A 17,843-nucleotide genomic window follows, 5' to 3' on the forward strand; every position below is an offset into this window, starting at 1 on the left:
TCCCATTAACATTTCGTTCGTAAATCGAAACTGTAGCGCCTCGTGCAAGACTGCCGACGCGAGTGCCAGATGTCGATGCGGTCTGCCGGACATTAAGTGAATTGACATTGACGGTTCCCGTTGCAATTACTGTGTTTGAATTATTACTGCTGTTATTATTTGAAGATGAACCGCTATTGTTTTGGTTGTTTGAATTGGAGCTGATTGTGACAAAGTCGCTATGTACATAAGCCCACTGATTGTTCATCTTAATTTTCAACCAATTACCGTTGACGTTTCGTTCGTAAATGGAAACCGAAGCGCCGCGCGTGAGACTGCCGACGCGAGTTCCAGTTGTGGAAGCGGTTTGTCGGACATTCAACGAGTTGACATTGACCGTTCCTGTTGCAATGACCGAACCTGAGTTGCTACTATTATTGTTTGAGTTGTTGCTATTCTGGTTACTATTATTAGAGACGGTTATGTATTCGCCGTGCACGTACGCCCACTGGTTGTTCACTCTAATTTTGAGCCAGTTTCCGCTAATGCCAGTTTCATAGATTGAGACCTTTGCACCACGTGAAAGACTAGAAACTCGAGCTGCAGTCGTGGATGGTGATTGTCTGACATTGAGTGAGTTCACGTTAACCGTTCCAGTTGCAATAACAGGCCCTATGCTGCTACTAGAGTTGCTAGATGAATTACTAACTGGAGTGACCCTTACATAATCACTATGTACATAAGCCCACTGATTATTCATTTTAATCTTGAGCCAACTGCCATTGACGTTCGTTTCATAGATGGAAACGGTCGCACCACGCGAAAGACTTCCGACGCGAGTCCCAGTTGTAGATGGAGTTTGTCTCACGTTCAGAGAACTTGCTTGAACCGACCCTGTTGCAACAATTTGACTTTGATTTGCACTCGTATGTTTATCGTAACCGACGTAAAAACTAGAAAGAAGAATAACACATAAACACACGATCGCCCATTTACTTCTCACCATAAATTATTCCTCGTTCCTATAATATTTTTATATGAGAGGTTTTAAAAGTGCGGCGAAATGGTGAGAGATCTTGTTGTGGGGTGTTCGATATATTGAACTTCTTGGCACTTTTTGCCCTCCTTTTTAACACTAATCTAGCATTATCCGAAACTTAAAAAATATTTCCAAATCGTATCTAGAAAAATACCTAATCCACCGAAAAAGATTCCGATGCAGGCAATACTTATAGGTGATCCCCATTTCACGTCTTTCACTCCCAGACCTCCTTTCCAATAGTAGAGTAATGCGGAATTTCAGGACGTATCCCCCGAATAACAGTAGATAAATTGAGGGAATATTCCGAAATTCTGTTATGTTTCATCAATATAGGTACAAAAATAGACCTAATGACTGATGGAAGGTATGGTGTTACTAGTAAATAGTAGTTATGCAGGAATATATAGGCATAATAATAATTTTATCGCATGAGACAAATTCCGTAAAGATATTGTCGAACGATAGTTACTTTAGTCATGATCTTGTTCTAAATATTCGACTTCTCCTGTCGTAATTACGGCTTGGCCGCTCGTTAAATTTTTCATCCAGTCAATGAATAGGTCGGTTTGTTGCTTTTCAACGTACGTCTCAATTTCAACTTGTTCTAAATAGTGAATTTCTTTTAAATGATAAGGCGAATGACGCAGTTCATTTTCGACTTTTCCGAGCCAATGATAGTCGATCGTTGTATGAACAATTTGCATAAGGGTACACTCGACGATTCCAGTGGCGTTTAGGCCTTCACTTGTGGCGCTGCCGTACGCGCGAATTAAGCCGCCTGCTCCAAGTTTGATTCCGCCAAAGTAACGAGTAACAACAACGACGGTATCTTTCAAGCCTCTCTTTTTCAATACTTCTAACATCGGAACGCCAGCGGTCCCACTTGGTTCCCCGTCATCATTTGCTTTTTGAATTTCATCATTTTCACCAATGAGATAAGCCGAGCAGTTGTGCGTGGCGTTCCAATGTTTTTTCTTTATTTTTTCAATGAATTGTTGAGCTTTTTCTTCTGTTGTTGCTCGGTCTACGTAGGTAATAAATCGAGAACGTTGAATATTGATTTCGTGTTCGCCGTAGCTTTTAACGGTTCGGTATGAAAGTAACATAGAAACCTCCAAAATATGCTAAGATACGTGGTTATTTGGTATAAATTGTCTTAAAATCATACCACAGTTTTACACATGTTCGAAACAGTACTGTAATAAAAGAATGTTATGCTAATTTTGTCCTTGTTATCCGCCGAGTTATGGTAAAATGATCATAGATAGTAGAAACCTATTTGTGTCAGTTATAGTTGATAGATTATATCTACTCCTAAAAAAGATAGAAGGATCATGGTAAGGTTGGTGGGCGCATTGGCACAATCAGCAGAATTAGAGGTTATTATAAAAAAAACGATGGAAACCGTCGATGAAAGTCGGGAACAAGTCTTTCGAATTGGTGAACAATCACGAAAGGAATTTTCGATCTTAAATGAAGAACTGAGAGAGATTCGTTTGAAGGTTGCAAAAGTGATCGAAGAAAATGATCGTACGCAGTTACACGCACGTTTTTCCAGAAACCGTCTTGCTGAAGTGAGTAAAAATTTTAATAAATATAGTAAAGATGAAGTGAAAGCCGCTTATGAGACGGCAAATGAATTTCAAGTTCAGCTTGCGGTGTTACAACAAGAGGAAATGCGTTTGCGGGAAAAGCGAGACTCGATCGAACGGCGATTAATTTCATTGAAGGAAACTGTCGAACGAGCGGAACGGCTAGTGGGGCAGATGTCAGTTGTATATAACTTCTTATCAAGTGACATTCAACAGTTAGGTGAAAAATTAGAGGAAGCAAAAGAAAAACAAGAGTTCGGTTTGAAAATTATAGAAGCGCAAGAAGAAGAACGAAGACGACTTTCGCGGGAAATTCATGATGGACCAGCCCAAATGCTTGCCAACGTAATGCTTCGCTCAGATTTAATTGAAAGAACATATCAAGATAAAGGTATAGATGCTGCGCTAAAAGAAATAAAAGATTTACGACAGATGGTGAGGTCATCCTTATCTGAAGTACGACGAATTATTTATGATTTGAGACCAATGGCACTGGATGATTTAGGTTTAATCCCAACCCTAACTAAATACCTAAGTACATTTGAAGAACACACAGGTATTGTTATAAGATTTAAAAGTCTAGGTAAAGAACGCCGATTACATCCAAGGCTCGAAGTCGCGCTTTTTCGATTGGTTCAAGAAGCAGTACAAAATGCCCATAAACATGCAGACCCAAAAGAGGTCCAAGTAAAAATTGAAATTAAAGTAAACAAAGTTATAATTATAATTAAGGACGACGGGAAAGGCTTTGATCAATCGATCAAAAAAGAAGGGTCCTTTGGATTACTTGGAATGAAAGAACGAGTCAATATGCTTAAAGGCGGAATAACGATACAATCAAAACTCAATATAGGCACAGCGATTTTGATCGAAGTCCCTGTATAATTAGTTGAACATGTTACGAATAATGAAAACAAGAAATTAAAATTAAAATTGAAATTAAAATTGAAATTAAAATTAAAGCAGTTAACGTTTATGAGAGGTGAAACCAATGAATGTAAAAACAGAAAAACTAATACGTATTGTCATCATCGATGATCACCAACTTTTTCGTGAAGGTGTAAAACGTATTTTAGCTATGGAAGATAATTTTGATATCGTCGCAGAAGGTGAAGATGGGGAACAAGCTTTAGCTTTGGTTGAAGAACACCAGCCTGATGTAATTTTAATGGATATTAATATGCCGAAAGTGAATGGGATGGAGGCTACTCGTGAACTCATTCAAAAGTATCCCGATGTAAAAGTGTTGATCTTATCGATTCATGATGACGAATCGTATGTGACGCACGTTTTAAAAACGGGAGCTGCTGGATATCTATTAAAAGAAATGGATGCAGATGCACTCATTCAAGCAGTGAGAGTCGTTGGCGAAGGAGGCGCGTATATTCATCCGAAAGTGACTCATAATCTAATCAAAGATTATCGTCGCCTGGCGAATGAAGGTGAAAATGATGCGTCTGAAATTGGCTTCCGTGAAGTCGAATACCGCAAGCCGCTTCATATTTTAACACGTCGTGAATGTGAAGTCCTTCAATTAATGACAGACGGCTACAGCAACCGAATGATCGGTGAAGCGCTATTTATTAGTGAGAAAACCGTCAAAAACCATGTAAGTAATATCTTACAAAAAATGAGTGTAAACGACCGAACGCAAGCTGTTGTAGAAGCGATTAAAAATGGCTGGGTCATGGTGCGTTAATTATTCAATAGTAGATATTTGTTAGCGAAAAGGTAACTTTGCCAGTAGGTGCAGGGTTGCCTTTTTTGTTTGTGATAGAATAGGACGGATGAGTTTAAGGGTAGGAGCTCAATTAGGGTTAGTTCTGTAGGAGAATAGAAGAAAGTGGGAACGCAAGAGAGTAAATAGCTCCCGTACAAGGGGAGATTAGGAGAAAACAGGAACGCAAGAGAGTGGATAGTTCCCGTACAAGGGGAAGTTAGGAGAAACAGTCGCCATATGCTCGAGTTTCTAATATAAACAAACAATTAATAGAACTACTATGTAAAATGGGGGATAATATGAATAGAGACACTCAGAAAAAGATTGATGGTATCTTTAAAAGCATTGAGATCGTACCTGAATATTCTTCAAGAACGTTAAAGATCGACCGATTTACATGGAACGGGGATATGAAAGACTTCATCGTTGTCTATTTCGTAGGCCCGACTAAGTTTACCTTTCATTACAATGACGAGATTGCAAATCAACTGGGGATCAAAACAAAGATAGATCCTGTACAGCAATTGGAGCTGGAAGTTAATTATTTAAAAAGAAGGTATGAGCGTGGAATTGGTTCAAAAGAGTATTTTCCTTTTACAAGCTAATATAAAACGACATCCAGTATTAAAGATATCAAGTTATATTACGCTGTTTTGCTCATAGATATGGTTACTGAAAACGTTGCATACATTGTAAAGGACAAGATATTTGAACAGGAAATTACCTTAATCTTGAACTAGTCAATAGCAGGATTTAATGAATAGTTTGTCGAAGTAAGTCTGTGGATTATTTGCTATTTTAAAATAAATTGAATAACGTATACATAATCAATACTTTTAAAGAGAGAGGTTATTTTCTTGAGTAAAATTGCTATCGTTACAGACAGTACTGCTTATTTGCCAGAAGAAGTTCGTGAACAAAACAATATCAAAATGGTTCCGCTAAACGTTGTGTTTGGGGAGGAATCGATCCAAGAAGAAGTCGAAATTACAGCTAGCCAGTTTTACGAACGCATGAAAACGACTGAGAAATTACCGACAACATCTCAGCCAGCGATTGGTCTTTTTGTTGAGTTATTTGAACAACTAAAGCAGGATGGCTACGAAGCGGCCATTTGTATAACGTTATCGAGTGATATTAGCGGTACATATCAGTCGGCTATGAGTGCTGTGGACATGGTAGACGATTTTACTGTAAAAGGTTTTGATTCAAAAATCAGTTGTTCTCCGCAAGGCTACTTTGTACTTGAAGCGGCCGAACTTGCGAAAGCTGGAAAAAATATAGAAGAAATCATAGCCACCCTTGAAATCATGCGAGATCAGGTTAACGCCTATTTTATGGTCGATGATTTGAACCATCTTCATCGCGGTGGTCGACTAAACACTGCACAGCTTTTTGTCGGAAGCTTGTTGAAGATCAAGCCTGTTCTTCATTTTGTGGATGGTAAAATTCAACCGTTTGAAAAAGTTCGCACGGAGAAAAAGGCACTTCAACGCATTTATAATTTGTTGGCTGAGGAAGTCGCTGGTCAACACTCAGCGAAAATTACTGTCATACATTCCAACCGTTTAAATGACGCAGAATCGATCGCGGATGAACTTAAATCCAAATACACTCAAGCGGAAGTGACAATCAGTTATTTTGGTCCTGTTATCGGTACGCATTTAGGGGAAGGAAGTTTAGGGGTAAGTTGGTTTGTGAAAAATGAGTAGTATGGTCATAGCTAAGCACCATTACGGTGTTTGGCTATTTTTTTGACTAAAAGAATGTAGGATTTTTGCGCTGATTGGAAAATTTAATAAAAATTTATATAAATTCATTAAACATTTGTCGTATAATGTCGATATAGAAAATGTATCATACGAAAAGGGCAAAATCATTGAAAAATGATGACGCAAAGCTAGAGGGGCTTCATTGAAGTTCTTTTCAATATGCCAGCCAGTTACCGAACTGATCGTCCTCCGTATGATGAAAAAACAATAGTGGAGGTTTAGAACGTGTATTTAACACCAGAAGAAATTCAAAAAAAGAAAAAACGTAACAAAATGATGGTTAATTTTGTGGTCATTCCATTAGTGGCAGTATTAGTAGGTGCTCTAGTGGCACTATTGGGTGCTGCTCTTTAGTCATTGATAAACGAACTTCCGTGCTTAGGTACGGAAGTTTTTTTGTTCGATTGGGCAGCATCAGCAATTTATTTTTGTAGATAATAGTATTAAAAAAAGAGTAAACCAATTAGAAACGAGCCAGTAAAATTGTTTCATAGAGCCTATAGGAATAGGAGGAACCAATGGAACGGTAACTATGAGGCGTTCATAGTGCCCAAAGTGAAGTAGGAGAAGCGAGAACGGTAACTATGAGGCGTTCATAGTGCCCAAAGTGGAGTAGAAAAAGCAAGAACGGTAACTATGAGGCGTTCATAGTGCCCAAAGTGAAGTAGAAAAAGCAAGAACGGTAACTATGGAGCGTTCATAGTTACCAAAGTGAAGTAGGAGAAGCGAGAACGGTAACTATGAAGCGTTCATAGTGACCAAAGTGGAGTAGAAAAAGCAAGAATGGTAACTATGAGGCGTTCATAGTTACCAAAGTGGAGCTGAAAAAGCAAGAACGGTAACTATGAGGCGTTCATATTTACCAAAGTGGAGTTGAAAAAGCTAAGAACGGTAACTATGGAGCGTTCATAGTTACCAAAGTGGAAGTGGAAAAGCAAGAACGGTAACTATGAGGCGTTCATAGTGCCAAAGTGGAGTAGAAAAAGCAAGAACGGTAACTATAGAGCCTTCATAGAACCCAACGAGTAGTTGAAGAGGCTGAACGGGGTCTAAAGAGTGATCCTATAGTTCAAGTGCGCGAGTCAGTCGTTACAATCGCTCCATTGTGATTGGAAATACTCTAGAATTAATCCCAAAATCTATCATTCCTATGGTAGAGTAGAGACTAAACAAAATTCAACATGATGACTAGGAAGGAAAATGATGAAAAAAGTATTAAAATGGTTCTTAATTATTTTTATTATTTTAGGTTTGCTTGGAGGTTATGACCAAAACAAAGATCGCCTCGTTGCGACACTGGCACCGAACAAAGCATGGGGACTGATTCAATTTTTAGTGAAGACGGGAGCCGATCCGAATTCCTACAATCGAGGTGATTTCCCAGCGCTCCATTACGCTGTCGCCGATGGAAATCTCGACATGGTACACTTTTTACTGGATCATAATGCTGATGTAAATTTAAAAACGACGTATCCGAGGATAGATTTTGTTTATCAGTTTGCCCCACTTGATCTAGCTATTATCGAACAACCTAACAACTTACCAATTTTCCAGGCGTTATTTGCTGCAGGAGCGGATCCGATTGCGTTAGCCCCATCAATTTCCTCGATGATTCAAGCAGAAATGTATGAGGTAATTGAACTCGCCTTAGCGGCAGGAGCCAATCCAGAGCCGTATATGCGAGAGGCGCAGTGGCACCAAAATCCGTATGTGTTGGAGCTCGCCACAACATATGCTGGTGTGCACGCAGAACCAGTGTCAACAACAGAAATCAATATAACGGATAAACATGTAGAAAATGCTGGGCCGTCTAACCCTAGTATTGATCTCATTTCGATAGAGTTAGGGATCCATCCTGAAAGCGCAATTCAGATTGGTGACTCCGTTGACCGAGTAACGAGTGTGTTAGGGCCACTTCCGGACGATGTGATTTATGATGTTGGGCAAACAGCATATATTTATGGGCAGCATTTTTATACGATAACAGACGATGAACCGCGGTATGTTACGTCGATGACGCTGAATTTAGAAATGGACCAACGTTTTTTTACCCATGAAGTGATCGGGTATTGGGGGCAACCGTTTCGGGAATTCGAGGATATCATCGATTTCCAACGCAACGGGAACATCATTCGGTTCTTTTTTGACCCTTCAACAAATGAAATAAACAAGATCATTGTTTGGAAACTAGAAGATTAATTCATTAGTAAATGACTATTTAGCAAAATACATAGCATACGTATTACACATACATATGGCTGGGGCTTGAACCGGATCAAGGACAAACTAGAAATTCCGTCCCTCCTAAAAATGAAAATGCCACAACAACACCAAACCCACCTAGCCGCAAAGACTCAATCCTGCGGCTTTTTTTCATCCATACAAAACCTTTACAAAAACTCCATCTCTTCTTAATAGGAATATAAAGCGAAATCGAGAATCAATATATTAACATTATAAAACTAGGTGGTGACTATTTTGCGTTTTGCTGTTGTAACGGTCGCAGGAAAAGAGTACCTCACCCCTGAGCCGTTATTGAAAGACCTCGTTGACCCTACCGTCATCTCTCCTCCTATATCCATTCGTCAGATTCCGTCTCTTCCCGAAACCCCAATCAATTCTCAATTTGCTTTTTCAAAAGAACTACAATCCTTCCTTGCAGGCCGTGAGCTACTATTGGATGAACTTCCGTATCCACTTCACGTCCTTCATGATCATTATCAAAATGGTTATATTCAGTATGAGTATGGAATTCAGTTTCGCGCTGGATATCCGCACTGTTCGCGGTGCGCCAATCAAGAAGCCGAATATTTTTTCGCTTTTGTTTGTGCCAGGTGCCGCCAAATGTGCACGTATTGTCGAAAATGCATTATGTTAGGACGCCTGTCGCAATGTACGCCACTGATCCGCTGGGCTGGACCACTACCGCCAGTGAAGATCGTTGAGCCGATCCTCGCTTGGGACGGGCAATTATCAGCTGAGCAATCGGTCGCATCAGATCAACTCGTACAAGCGATTGAAAAGAAAACACCGTTTCTCATTTGGGCGGTTTGTGGCGCTGGAAAAACAGAGATGCTGTTTCAAGGCATCGCTCAAGCACTTGCCAGAGGACGCCGTGTCTTACTCGCGGCGCCGCGTACCGACGTTATTACTGAATTAACCCCTCGTTTTATCGCGGCCTTTCCAACCACGGCGATTGTCTCCCTTTATGGCGGCAGTGACGATCGAGGAAAAAACGGTCAACTTTTCCTTTCCACGACCCATCAATTGCTTCGGTATCGTGATTACTTCGATGTCATTATTGTTGATGAAGTCGATGCCTTTCCGTATTCAATCGATCAAAGCCTTCATTGTGCTGTCCAAAAAGCGCAAAAAGAAGACGGTGTGACGGTGTTTTTAACGGCAACTCCTTCCAAAGAATTAAAGAAACTGCATCATCAAAAAGTCCCGAAACGGTATCATGGCTATCCGCTCCCTGTCCCCGAGTTTCAATGGTGCGGCAACTGGAAAAAGAAGCTGGCGAAAAGGCGTCTTCCACAGCCGCTCCAACTTTGGCTCACGAAGCGCCTCACGTCAAAAAAGCAGATGTTCCTTTTTGTTCCGACGATTGAAGTTGGCCAGCAACTCGTACCGATTGTTAGGGATCTCGGAATTTCAAGTGAAAGTGTTCATGCTGAAGATGAGAAGCGGCATGAAAAAGTCGCAAAGTTCCGCCGCGGTGAGCTGCAACTATTAGTGACAACTACCATTTTAGAACGGGGAGTGACCGTCCCTAATATTGATGTTGCGGTCCTCGGTGCGGAAGAAGCGATTTTTACCGAAAGTGCGCTCGTTCAAATCGCAGGTCGCGTCGGTCGGCATAAAGATTATCCTAGTGGTGATATTATTTTCTTTCATTATGGAAAAACGATGGCGATGGTGGAGGCGAAACGGCATATTGAGAGCATGAACGAGGAAGGAGGTTTTTCATAAATGTCCAATTGTTTGTATTGTTTTGCTCCGAATCGTTCACAGGCGAGTTGGGCGAGCTTTTGGGGGCTAGAAAAGGAAGACATGCTTTGTGAGTCGTGTCGCGCAAAGTTAGACCACTTGGCCGAGCCTCTTTGTCAGTTATGCGACAGGTCGCTCCGAAATTTAGCGAGTGATTTTCATGATGGGAAAAGGTGCCGCGACTGCATGAGGTGGGAACAAGCGGAAGAGTGGCGCGGTGTGCTGATGAAAAATCGTTCGCTTTATCCGTACAATGCGTTTGTAAAAGACGTGATGGCGCAGTACAAATATCGCGGAGATTATGCACTGGCCCAATTGTTTACTGAGAAGTTACGATTTCATTTTCGAGGTGACTTCAACGGTCGTCTTCTTGTTCCCATTCCGTTAAGTGAGGAGCGTCTATATGAACGTGGCTTTAATCAAGCAGAGGCACTAGCATGGCTCATTGGGGAACCTGTCCTTGCCCTCGAACGTCGGCATCATGAAGAAAAGCAAAGTAAGAAAAAAAGGAGTGAGCGTATCCATCGAAAAGAAAATCCGTTTGCGTTAGTAAAGAGCTTTCAAGCTCAAATAACTTCTCAACAACTTCTACTCGTCGATGATATTTACACAACAGGGGCTACGTTACGTTACGCCGCAAAGGTTCTTATTGACAGTGGAGCGAAGTCGGTGTCAGCGTTGACCATAGCGCGAGGGTAGTTGCACTGAGAATGGTCGTAACACAAAATAAAAAACGAAACACAGCTAGAAAAAACAAAAACTAAAAAATCCGATCACACTTGCCGATATATAAAATAGAGAAAAAGAAGCGAAGCCGTTCGTCAACCATGTACGACAACTAACATGAGCTCAAAGTATCCTAAATGAACCGCTTGTATAGTGCAGAAACCGATGTATATGGTAATTCATTATGAAATGGTTAGGATATACTAGGGATGTGAGGGGAAATCGTTATGATGCAAAATTTGGAAAATTGCCCACGATGTGGCAAATTATTTGTAAAAGCATTACGGTCGGTTTGTAATAAATGTCATAAAGAAGTCGATCAAATGTTTCAGACCGTTTATACATTTATACGGAAAAAGGAAAACCGGAAAGCACACATAAAAGAAGTGGTAGAAGGTACAGGGGTAAGTGAAGATTATATTTTTCGCTTTATCCGTGAAGGGCGTTTGCAGTTAGCTCAATTTCCGAATCTAGGATATCCATGTGAAGCGTGTGCAACCATAATTCGCGAAGGAAGAATTTGTACAAGCTGCCATACAAACATAAGAACGGGTATTGATCAGCATAATAAGGAAAAGGAAATTGCGAAACGAAATGAAAAACAGGAAAAAAGTACTCGGATGACCTACCATCTTTTTAACGATGAGGTAAGAAGAAAGTAGTATTTCACATAGAAGCACTTTCGCCAATACTACAGTCGTGAGATATTTAGATAGTAGAGAACTTCACAAAAACTCGCATAGGGGGTGTCATCATTGAAAATTAATCCTTATCAAAATATCCAAAACAACCCGTATCGTAAACAGGTTGAAAAGCAAGCCGCTCAACATGAAGTCCAATCGAAAAAGGATCAAATTCAAATTTCAAAAGCAGCATTAGAACTTCAACAAAGTACAAAGATCGATGCCGCTCGTCAAGAAAAAGTAAATCAATTAAAAGAGCAAGTTCAGTCAGGAAACTATAAAGTCGATGCACAAGCTGTCGCGAGTAAAGTGTATGACTACTGGATGAAACAGTAATTGGACACATCAGGAGGTAAAAGCGGCTTCATAAATATATAGTAAAATGTATAAATATACGATATGATTTACATATAAAAATTTACTATAGAGGGTGTTTTTTATGAGAGATAAAAACACTATGCTCAGTATCGGTGAAGATGCGGAATTACTGGGTGTGTCCGTTCAAACATTACTGAATTAGGAAAAAGAAGATATATACAATCCGAAAGAACTCCTTCAGGGCATCGAAGATACGCTCTTTAGGATGTCCGTTTACACATAGAAGATCAACCTAGTGAAAAGCAAGCCTTTTTATATGTTCGTGTTTCTACGAAAAAACAAGAGGAATCTGGAAATTATTAAGGCAGAATGAGCGTTTGATGAATTAGGTTGTAAAGTTATCATTGCGGAAGAAAAATAAATGAGTGAAGAACAAGAATTGGTAGATGATCTTATTGCCATAACAACTTCTTTTTCAGCCCGTATTTATGGTAAACGTGGCGGGAAGAAGGTATCAACTCAAATCATACAGGTGATTGAAGGAGGTGCTTCTGAATGAAAACAACTCGAGAGTTAAAACTTAAAGGATTGTCGAAACAGGATAAACGTGAGTTAGACGATTTATTGCGAGTGTTTTCTGCCATGTCGCGTTTTGCCTTTAATCGTTTACTCGAGGAGGAAAAACCTGGTGATTTAAACAAAACACTTCCTTCAAAATTTAAAATGAATAAGCGGTATGCGGAGGATGCGGTTTTACAAGCGCAGAGTATCATCGCCAGTCAAAAAGAACGACTGCCAGCTCGTATCGAAGATACGGATGTTAAACTAACTAAACTTGAGAAGAAGATTCACCTCTACCAAACTGGTCAACGAAAACCTAAAAAAGTTGACCTTCAAACATGTTTAAATGGTTTAAGTATGAGAAAGGAAAAGCTTGAAAGAAAACTCTTCGAGCTAAACAGCTATAAAGAGAAGGAAACAATCCCTCCTGTTATTTTTGGTGGAAAGAAGAATTTTGTCTTACGTCGAAAAGGGTTAATTTCTAAACAGGAGTGGAAGGATCTTCGGACCAATCACTTGTATGCCCGTGGAGATAAGGCTAAAAAGGGAAACTTAAATATTCGTTTGATCCATCATGATGATCGTTTCTTCTTAGAAATTGCGAATCCTCTTCTTACTCCAGGAGGTAAAAAATATGCCCCTCGGATGAAGGTAGAAGTAACGGTGCCAAATAAATACATGGAAGAAATCGTGAATATTGCTATAGCTAATGACCCAAAGAAAGGGCCGTTTCAGGCTTATTCGATAGAGATTGTCCGTAAAAATGGTGAGTATTTTGTTCATTTTACTTATGATGAAAAGGAGTACGGTGAAGCGGTTTATGAGATTCCTGAATATCACGACATCATTGCAGGAATTGACTTAAACATTGATCGAATCGTCGTCACGCTTCTTACGAAGCAAGGTAACTTCATTGAAAGCCATATCTTTTATTGCCATAAACTAGAATACACTTCTTCAAATAAGCGAGATAACATCGTTGGTGAAACGGTAAAAAATCTCTTTAACTGGTTAATCGAAAAGAAGGTCGGAGCGATTGTGTATGAGGATATCACACTTAAACAACAGCATGAATCTAATAAGCGCTTTAACCGTCAAACGCATACCTTTGCGAAGAAGAAGTTAACCAATGCGATTGTTCGTAACGCATTAAGAATGGGGTTTCACTTTAAAAAAGTAAATCCAGCCTACACATCGGTAATTGGTCGATTCAAATATAGTAAAAAGTATGGAATTTCTGTTCACGAAGCTGCCTCTTTTGTAATCGGTAGACGAGGGTTAGGTTATGATGAAAAACTTCCGAAGGAAGTTTTTCATGTCCTTCGTACGGTTGTAAAACCTTATTTGATTAGTAAACTTGGTTCAATGGAAGAATCCGTAAAGCGATCAAAACAAGGGAAAAAGCAACGTCAGTACATAGGTATGTTACTAAAGAACATCGATTCTTTTAAAGAACATCATTTATGGAAGATATGGAATGTCGTTCATAAGACATTACGTTTTGATCAATACAAATTTAAATTGAAGGAGGTGTAACCTGGAAGCTAAAATCTTTGGCGATGACTGATCGATAGAAGAAATGGTTAATCGCTAACGCCGTCCCTAACAGGGAGCCGCGGATCATCTTTTGCAATAGGTAAATGATAGGGTCCAATCCCCTTCCGGCGGAATGGAGTGAGAATCTCCACGGTATGTCACCTTTCACTTGGTTCGGTGGCGATTGTAGGTTTTTATAGATTTTAGTAACCAGGAATGAGTATGTCAGCGAAAGAAATCATAGCCGTCATAGCCGAGATGATTAAGCTTCATAAGACGTTTAATGAACTCGCTATCGAAAAAACAGACATCATTAAAAAAAGTGATATCAAAGCGCTCGATATGCTTATTAAAAAAGAGGGGGCCCTGATTCACCAATTAAATCAGCTCGAACAAAAGCGCATGTCAGTAGTCGAAGCGTTTTTAAATCGTAAGGGATTGGTAACAGAAGGCGTAACGATGGAGCAAGTGATCGAGATGGCTCCAAAAGAAGAACAACCGATTTTAACCAAACTTCAACGTGCGCTCATGTCAGAAATAGACAGATTAAAAAAGAATAATGAACAGAATCAACAGCTTATTGAAGACTCATTGCGGTTTGTGAACCTTTCCCTTGACTTATTGGCGCCAGAGCCAGAAGAAATCAATTATCAACGACCGGCACAAAAAAACTACGACTCAGATACGAAACGATCAATTTTTGATTCGAAGGCATAAAGGTTTGATACGGTATAGTTGAAGCAAAGTATTAGAATTAAAAGCTATTAATGTTTTTAGTAATTCAATTAAAATACTAGTTTAGTAGATCGAATAATACGGAGGATACGCAAATGATTTCTACATTTCACGGATTGGAAACGGCACGTCGTAGCCTGATGGCTCATCAAGCGGCGCTCCATACGACAGGGCATAATATTGCCAATGCAAACACACCAGGTTATTCCAGGCAGCGTGTCAACCTGACACCAGGTGAGCCATTTCCGAATACGTCTTTTCAACAGCCTGGAATTCCTGGGCAAATCGGGAGCGGGGTAAAAGTCGATTCGATCCAGCGGTACCGCGAACAATTTTTAGATTTGCAGTATCGAAATGAAAATGCCAAGCATGGATTTTGGGCGGCACGCTTCGATTCCCTTCAGAAGATGGAAGATATTATGAATGAACCTTCTGAAGACGGAATTGCCAATACAATGGACAGGTTTTGGAATGCGCTCCAAGATTTATCGGTTCATCCTGAAGATTCAGGTGCTCGTTCGGTCGTTCGTCAGCAAGGCTATGCGCTAGCAGATACGTTTAATTATATCTCTGATTCTTTGAAAACTGTTCAACGCGACCTTCAACAACAAATTGATGGAACGACACATGAAATGAACTCGCTCATTCGCCAAATCAATAATCTTAATTTACAAATCTCAAAAGTCGAACCGCACGGATATGTACCAAATGATTTGTATGACGAGAGAGATCTCCTAGTCGATCAGCTTTCGAAGATTGTTAACATTAAAGTCGAAACCGTTTCAAGTGGTGGAAACCCAACGAGTGTTGCCGAAGGTCTATATACCATTAAACTAGCGGATGAAAATGGTCGAGAGTTCGGTGTTACACTTGTGAATGGACAAACGTTTGAAACAAATGAAGTAAAAATCGGCTATGAACAAGGTACGTCTGCAGAAAAAGGATTAATCGAAAAAATCTATTTTGGGTCTCCAAATACGCTCAATTCAGGAGCGAACATAGAGACAACGGGCGGGGTTACCGCTTTTTCCGTGAATGATTTTAAAGCTCATGGAAAACTGGTCGCTGAAATGGAAGCCTATGGGTACTATGATGCTGCTGGAAGTGAGTTAGGCGTCTACCCTGATATGTTGTATCAGCTCGACTTAATGGTGCATACGTTTGTCGAAGAATTAAACGCGATCCATCGTCAAGGCTGGTCGTTAAATGATGTCGCAAACGGTACAAAAGTTGAAGCACTGGACTTTTTTACGTACGCAGGCGATCCGAGCACTTGGCCAACGAGTGACAATGCGAAAGGAGCCGCTTCAAATATACAAATTTCACGAAAAATCCAAGACGAACTCGATAATATTGCCGCTTCAGGTGCATCGAATGTTAAAAGTTTAGTAGCAGCTGATGGCACATACACAGGTCCTCTGCCGACCGCTGCTGGACTGTACACTGGTGAAGATCCGAAACAAATCGATGTGCGCTATGATGTGACTGAAAACAAGTGGTTTTATACGTTGGATGGGGCTGAGCAAGAAGTGGTGAACGGCCATATTTTTACAGACGGCATTGTTATTAATGTGCCGCGCAACCAACCAAGTGAAGATATGAATTGGTCAATTGGACTCGAAACGTTTAATCAGCGATCATTTTCAGGGGACGGGTCAAATGCCCAAGCATTAGCTAATGTGAAAGATCAAATACTGAACTACGGTGGTTCAACGACCAATGTGCAAAGCTTCTATCAAGCGATCATCGGTGATATGGCGGTTAACACAAGTGAAGCGAATCGAATGATGCGAAATGCCGACACGTTACGGACAACGGTTGATGAACGAAGAATGTCAGCGAGCAGCGTGTCACTAGATGAAGAAATGGCGAATATCATTAAATTCCAGCATGCGTATAATGCAGCGGCACGGAATGTGACGATGATTGATGATATGTTAGATCGAATTATTAATCGAATGGGCCGATCAGGTCTATAACAGGTTCAACAGATAATTAGTGGAGGAAAATAACCATGCGTGTGACACAAGCAATGCTTTCACAAAATACTTTGCGTCATATTAGCCAAGGCTATGATCGTCTTGGACAACTTCAAGATCAATTAGCAAGCCAAAAGAAAATTACCCGAGCCCATCAAGACCCTGTTGTAGCGATGAATGGCATGCGCTATCGTACGCAAGTAACAGAAGTCGATCAGTTTAAACGTAATATTGGTGAAGTGTATAATTGGATGGATACGGCTGATTCGACACTCGATAAAACAACCCAAGCCCTACACCGAATTCGTGAACTAATCGTTCAAGCATCGAATGATACGTATGAAGACACGCAACGTACCAATATTGGTAAAGAAGTGACGCAAATTCGCGAACATATCGCGTCGATGGCAAATACGAAATCGAATAATAAATATATTTTTAATGGCACAGATACATTAACCTCACCCGTTGATATGAAGAAAATGGATATGGGCATTGAAGAGATGGCAAACTTCCCAAATGACAGTTTAGAAGTCGCCTACAACGGTCGAATTTACACATTTGACGAAGAGGCCAATGCATTTGTAAACGGCACCCGAAGCATCACAATTGGTGCAAATCATGAAGTTCATCACACATATCCAGACCCAGACGATCCCACCAACGTTATCGCTGAAGAGTTATTAGAACGAGACATTGTCATCTCGCCAAAAAATGCTGTGTCTGAGAACAAAGATCAAGTTCAAATTGAATTACTGAAGGGCGTGAGTATGCCCGTTAACATCAATCCTGCCAATGTCTTTTCCAATGCCCTATTTGGAGATATTTTACGGTTAGAAAAGATGTTAAATGACCCAACGACGACAGGATCTGAACTAACAGGTATGCTCGACAACCTTGATAAGCATATCGACCAATTTGTAGCCGAACGCGCAGAACTAGGAGCACGCGTCAATCGCGTCGAAATGATCGACAATCGCTTAATGGAACAAGAAGTCATCGCCAAGCGCATCATGTCCCAAAATGAAGACGCGGATATCGAAAAAGTCATCATCGAACTGATGACCCAAGAAAGTGCCCACCGCGCCGCCCTTTCTGCAGGCGCAAGGATCATGCAGCCAACACTCATGGACTTTTTAAGGTAAAAAATAATACAGCAGAAGCAAAGAAGCAAAGGGCCTGACCCCTTGTTAGTCGGGGTCAGGCCCTT

Annotated in this window: 17 protein-coding genes, 2 pseudogenes and 1 riboswitch; of the genes and pseudogenes, 16 read left to right on the plus strand and 3 right to left on the minus strand. The window is 40.5% G+C overall.

The genetic code is table 11. The annotated features are described in order from the left end of the window. Positions 1-62: 62 nt before the first annotated feature. Positions 63-230 carry a hypothetical protein gene (locus tag BK574_RS28540; RefSeq protein WP_238458060.1) on the plus strand — a complete coding sequence of 56 codons (168 nt, stop codon included), beginning with the start codon at positions 63-65 and terminating at the stop codon, positions 228-230. Positions 231-268: 38 nt separating this feature from the next. Here the strand turns inward: BK574_RS28540 and BK574_RS29295 are convergent. The 3 genes and pseudogenes from BK574_RS29295 to BK574_RS20335 form a co-directional block, all read right to left on the minus strand. After that, positions 269-622, minus strand: a pseudogene (locus tag BK574_RS29295) (SH3 domain-containing protein); the annotation flags it as partial. Between the two features lie 138 nt (positions 623-760). Then, a pseudogene (locus BK574_RS29300) lies at positions 761-985 on the minus strand (SH3 domain-containing protein); the annotation flags it as partial. Between the two features lie 506 nt (positions 986-1,491). Continuing rightward, entirely contained in the window at positions 1,492-2,127 is a 636-nt protein-coding gene (locus tag BK574_RS20335) for a YigZ family protein (protein ID WP_078429873.1), read from the minus strand. A 228-nt stretch (positions 2,128-2,355) separates the two neighbouring features. Here BK574_RS20335 and BK574_RS20340 point away from each other — a divergent pair, with 228 nt between their 5' ends. From BK574_RS20340 to flgL, 15 genes are all read left to right on the plus strand, one after another. Continuing rightward, a complete protein-coding gene (locus BK574_RS20340; RefSeq protein ID WP_075386915.1) occupies positions 2,356-3,498 on the plus strand; it encodes a sensor histidine kinase in 1,143 nt (380 codons plus the stop codon). A gap of 106 nt (positions 3,499-3,604) precedes the next feature. Further along, on the plus strand, positions 3,605-4,312 hold the full coding sequence (locus tag BK574_RS20345) for a response regulator (RefSeq protein WP_078429874.1): 708 nt from the start codon (positions 3,605-3,607) through the stop codon (positions 4,310-4,312). 320 nt (positions 4,313-4,632) lie between these two features. Continuing rightward, complete coding sequence (locus tag BK574_RS20350; RefSeq protein ID WP_078429875.1) at positions 4,633-4,938, plus strand: hypothetical protein; 306 nt, start codon at positions 4,633-4,635, stop codon at positions 4,936-4,938. A gap of 252 nt (positions 4,939-5,190) precedes the next feature. Then, the gene (locus BK574_RS20355) at positions 5,191-6,045 is read left to right on the plus strand and encodes a DegV family protein (RefSeq protein WP_078429876.1); all 855 of its coding nucleotides are present in this window, start codon (positions 5,191-5,193) and stop codon (positions 6,043-6,045) included. Between the two features lie 147 nt (positions 6,046-6,192). Next, positions 6,193-6,283, plus strand: a riboswitch (cyclic di-GMP riboswitch). A gap of 47 nt (positions 6,284-6,330) precedes the next feature. Further along, positions 6,331-6,459: a hypothetical protein gene (locus BK574_RS28920; protein ID WP_274379180.1), complete on the plus strand. Its 129-nt coding sequence runs from the start codon at positions 6,331-6,333 to the stop codon at positions 6,457-6,459. Between the two features lie 849 nt (positions 6,460-7,308). Next, positions 7,309-8,304: an ankyrin repeat domain-containing protein gene (locus BK574_RS20360; protein ID WP_218970603.1), complete on the plus strand. Its 996-nt coding sequence runs from the start codon at positions 7,309-7,311 to the stop codon at positions 8,302-8,304. A 279-nt stretch (positions 8,305-8,583) separates the two neighbouring features. Then, entirely contained in the window at positions 8,584-10,077 is a 1,494-nt protein-coding gene (locus BK574_RS20365) for an ATP-dependent helicase ComFA (protein ID WP_078429878.1), read from the plus strand. Continuing rightward, positions 10,078-10,794 carry a ComF family protein gene (locus BK574_RS20370; RefSeq protein ID WP_078429879.1) on the plus strand — a complete coding sequence of 239 codons (717 nt, stop codon included), beginning with the start codon at positions 10,078-10,080 and terminating at the stop codon, positions 10,792-10,794. A 254-nt stretch (positions 10,795-11,048) separates the two neighbouring features. Next, complete coding sequence (locus BK574_RS20375; RefSeq protein ID WP_338020607.1) at positions 11,049-11,483, plus strand: TIGR03826 family flagellar region protein; 435 nt, start codon at positions 11,049-11,051, stop codon at positions 11,481-11,483. 93 nt (positions 11,484-11,576) lie between these two features. After that, on the plus strand, positions 11,577-11,840 hold the full coding sequence (gene flgM / locus BK574_RS20380; RefSeq protein WP_078429880.1) for a flagellar biosynthesis anti-sigma factor FlgM: 264 nt from the start codon (positions 11,577-11,579) through the stop codon (positions 11,838-11,840). 403 nt (positions 11,841-12,243) lie between these two features. Next, positions 12,244-12,381: a resolvase gene (locus BK574_RS27125; protein WP_142248008.1), complete on the plus strand. Its 138-nt coding sequence runs from the start codon at positions 12,244-12,246 to the stop codon at positions 12,379-12,381. Next, positions 12,378-13,919, plus strand: coding sequence for an IS200/IS605 family accessory protein TnpB-related protein (locus BK574_RS20385; RefSeq protein ID WP_078429881.1), 1,542 nt, complete (start codon positions 12,378-12,380; stop codon positions 13,917-13,919). Before BK574_RS27125 ends, BK574_RS20385 begins: the two co-directional genes overlap by 4 nt. Positions 13,920-14,135: 216 nt before the next feature. Continuing rightward, positions 14,136-14,636, plus strand: a complete 501-nt coding sequence (locus BK574_RS20390; protein WP_078429882.1) for a flagellar protein FlgN — start codon at positions 14,136-14,138, stop codon at positions 14,634-14,636. 113 nt (positions 14,637-14,749) lie between these two features. Then, the gene (gene flgK / locus BK574_RS20395; protein WP_078429883.1) at positions 14,750-16,633 is read left to right on the plus strand and encodes a flagellar hook-associated protein FlgK; all 1,884 of its coding nucleotides are present in this window, start codon (positions 14,750-14,752) and stop codon (positions 16,631-16,633) included. A gap of 35 nt (positions 16,634-16,668) precedes the next feature. After that, positions 16,669-17,778: a flagellar hook-associated protein FlgL gene (gene flgL / locus BK574_RS20400; RefSeq protein WP_075386926.1), complete on the plus strand. Its 1,110-nt coding sequence runs from the start codon at positions 16,669-16,671 to the stop codon at positions 17,776-17,778. Positions 17,779-17,843 lie beyond the last annotated feature (65 nt).

It is taken from the genome of Alkalihalobacterium alkalinitrilicum, assembly GCF_002019605.1.
Taxonomy (GTDB): Bacteria; Bacillota; Bacilli; order Bacillales; family Bacillaceae_F; genus Alkalihalobacterium; species Alkalihalobacterium alkalinitrilicum.

Excerpts from the sequence above, each read along its gene's own strand:
- BK574_RS20360 (WP_218970603.1), top strand. The coding sequence starts at position 7,309 with ATGAAAAAAGTATTAAAATGGTTCTTAATTATTTTTATTATTTTAGGT.
- BK574_RS27125 (WP_142248008.1), top strand. The coding sequence starts at position 12,244 with ATGAGTGAAGAACAAGAATTGGTAGATGATCTTATTGCCATAACAACT.
- BK574_RS20390 (WP_078429882.1), top strand. The coding sequence starts at position 14,136 with ATGAGTATGTCAGCGAAAGAAATCATAGCCGTCATAGCCGAGATGATT.
- flgL (WP_075386926.1), top strand. The coding sequence starts at position 16,669 with ATGCGTGTGACACAAGCAATGCTTTCACAAAATACTTTGCGTCATATT.
- BK574_RS20370 (WP_078429879.1), top strand. The coding sequence starts at position 10,078 with ATGTCCAATTGTTTGTATTGTTTTGCTCCGAATCGTTCACAGGCGAGT.
- BK574_RS20340 (WP_075386915.1), top strand. The coding sequence starts at position 2,356 with ATGGTAAGGTTGGTGGGCGCATTGGCACAATCAGCAGAATTAGAGGTT.
- BK574_RS20350 (WP_078429875.1), top strand. The coding sequence starts at position 4,633 with ATGAATAGAGACACTCAGAAAAAGATTGATGGTATCTTTAAAAGCATT.
- BK574_RS20335 (WP_078429873.1), bottom strand. The coding sequence starts at position 2,127 with ATGTTACTTTCATACCGAACCGTTAAAAGCTACGGCGAACACGAAATC.
- flgK (WP_078429883.1), top strand. The coding sequence starts at position 14,750 with ATGATTTCTACATTTCACGGATTGGAAACGGCACGTCGTAGCCTGATG.
- BK574_RS20375 (WP_338020607.1), top strand. The coding sequence starts at position 11,049 with ATGATGCAAAATTTGGAAAATTGCCCACGATGTGGCAAATTATTTGTA.
- BK574_RS20385 (WP_078429881.1), top strand. The coding sequence starts at position 12,378 with ATGAAAACAACTCGAGAGTTAAAACTTAAAGGATTGTCGAAACAGGAT.
- BK574_RS20345 (WP_078429874.1), top strand. The coding sequence starts at position 3,605 with ATGAATGTAAAAACAGAAAAACTAATACGTATTGTCATCATCGATGAT.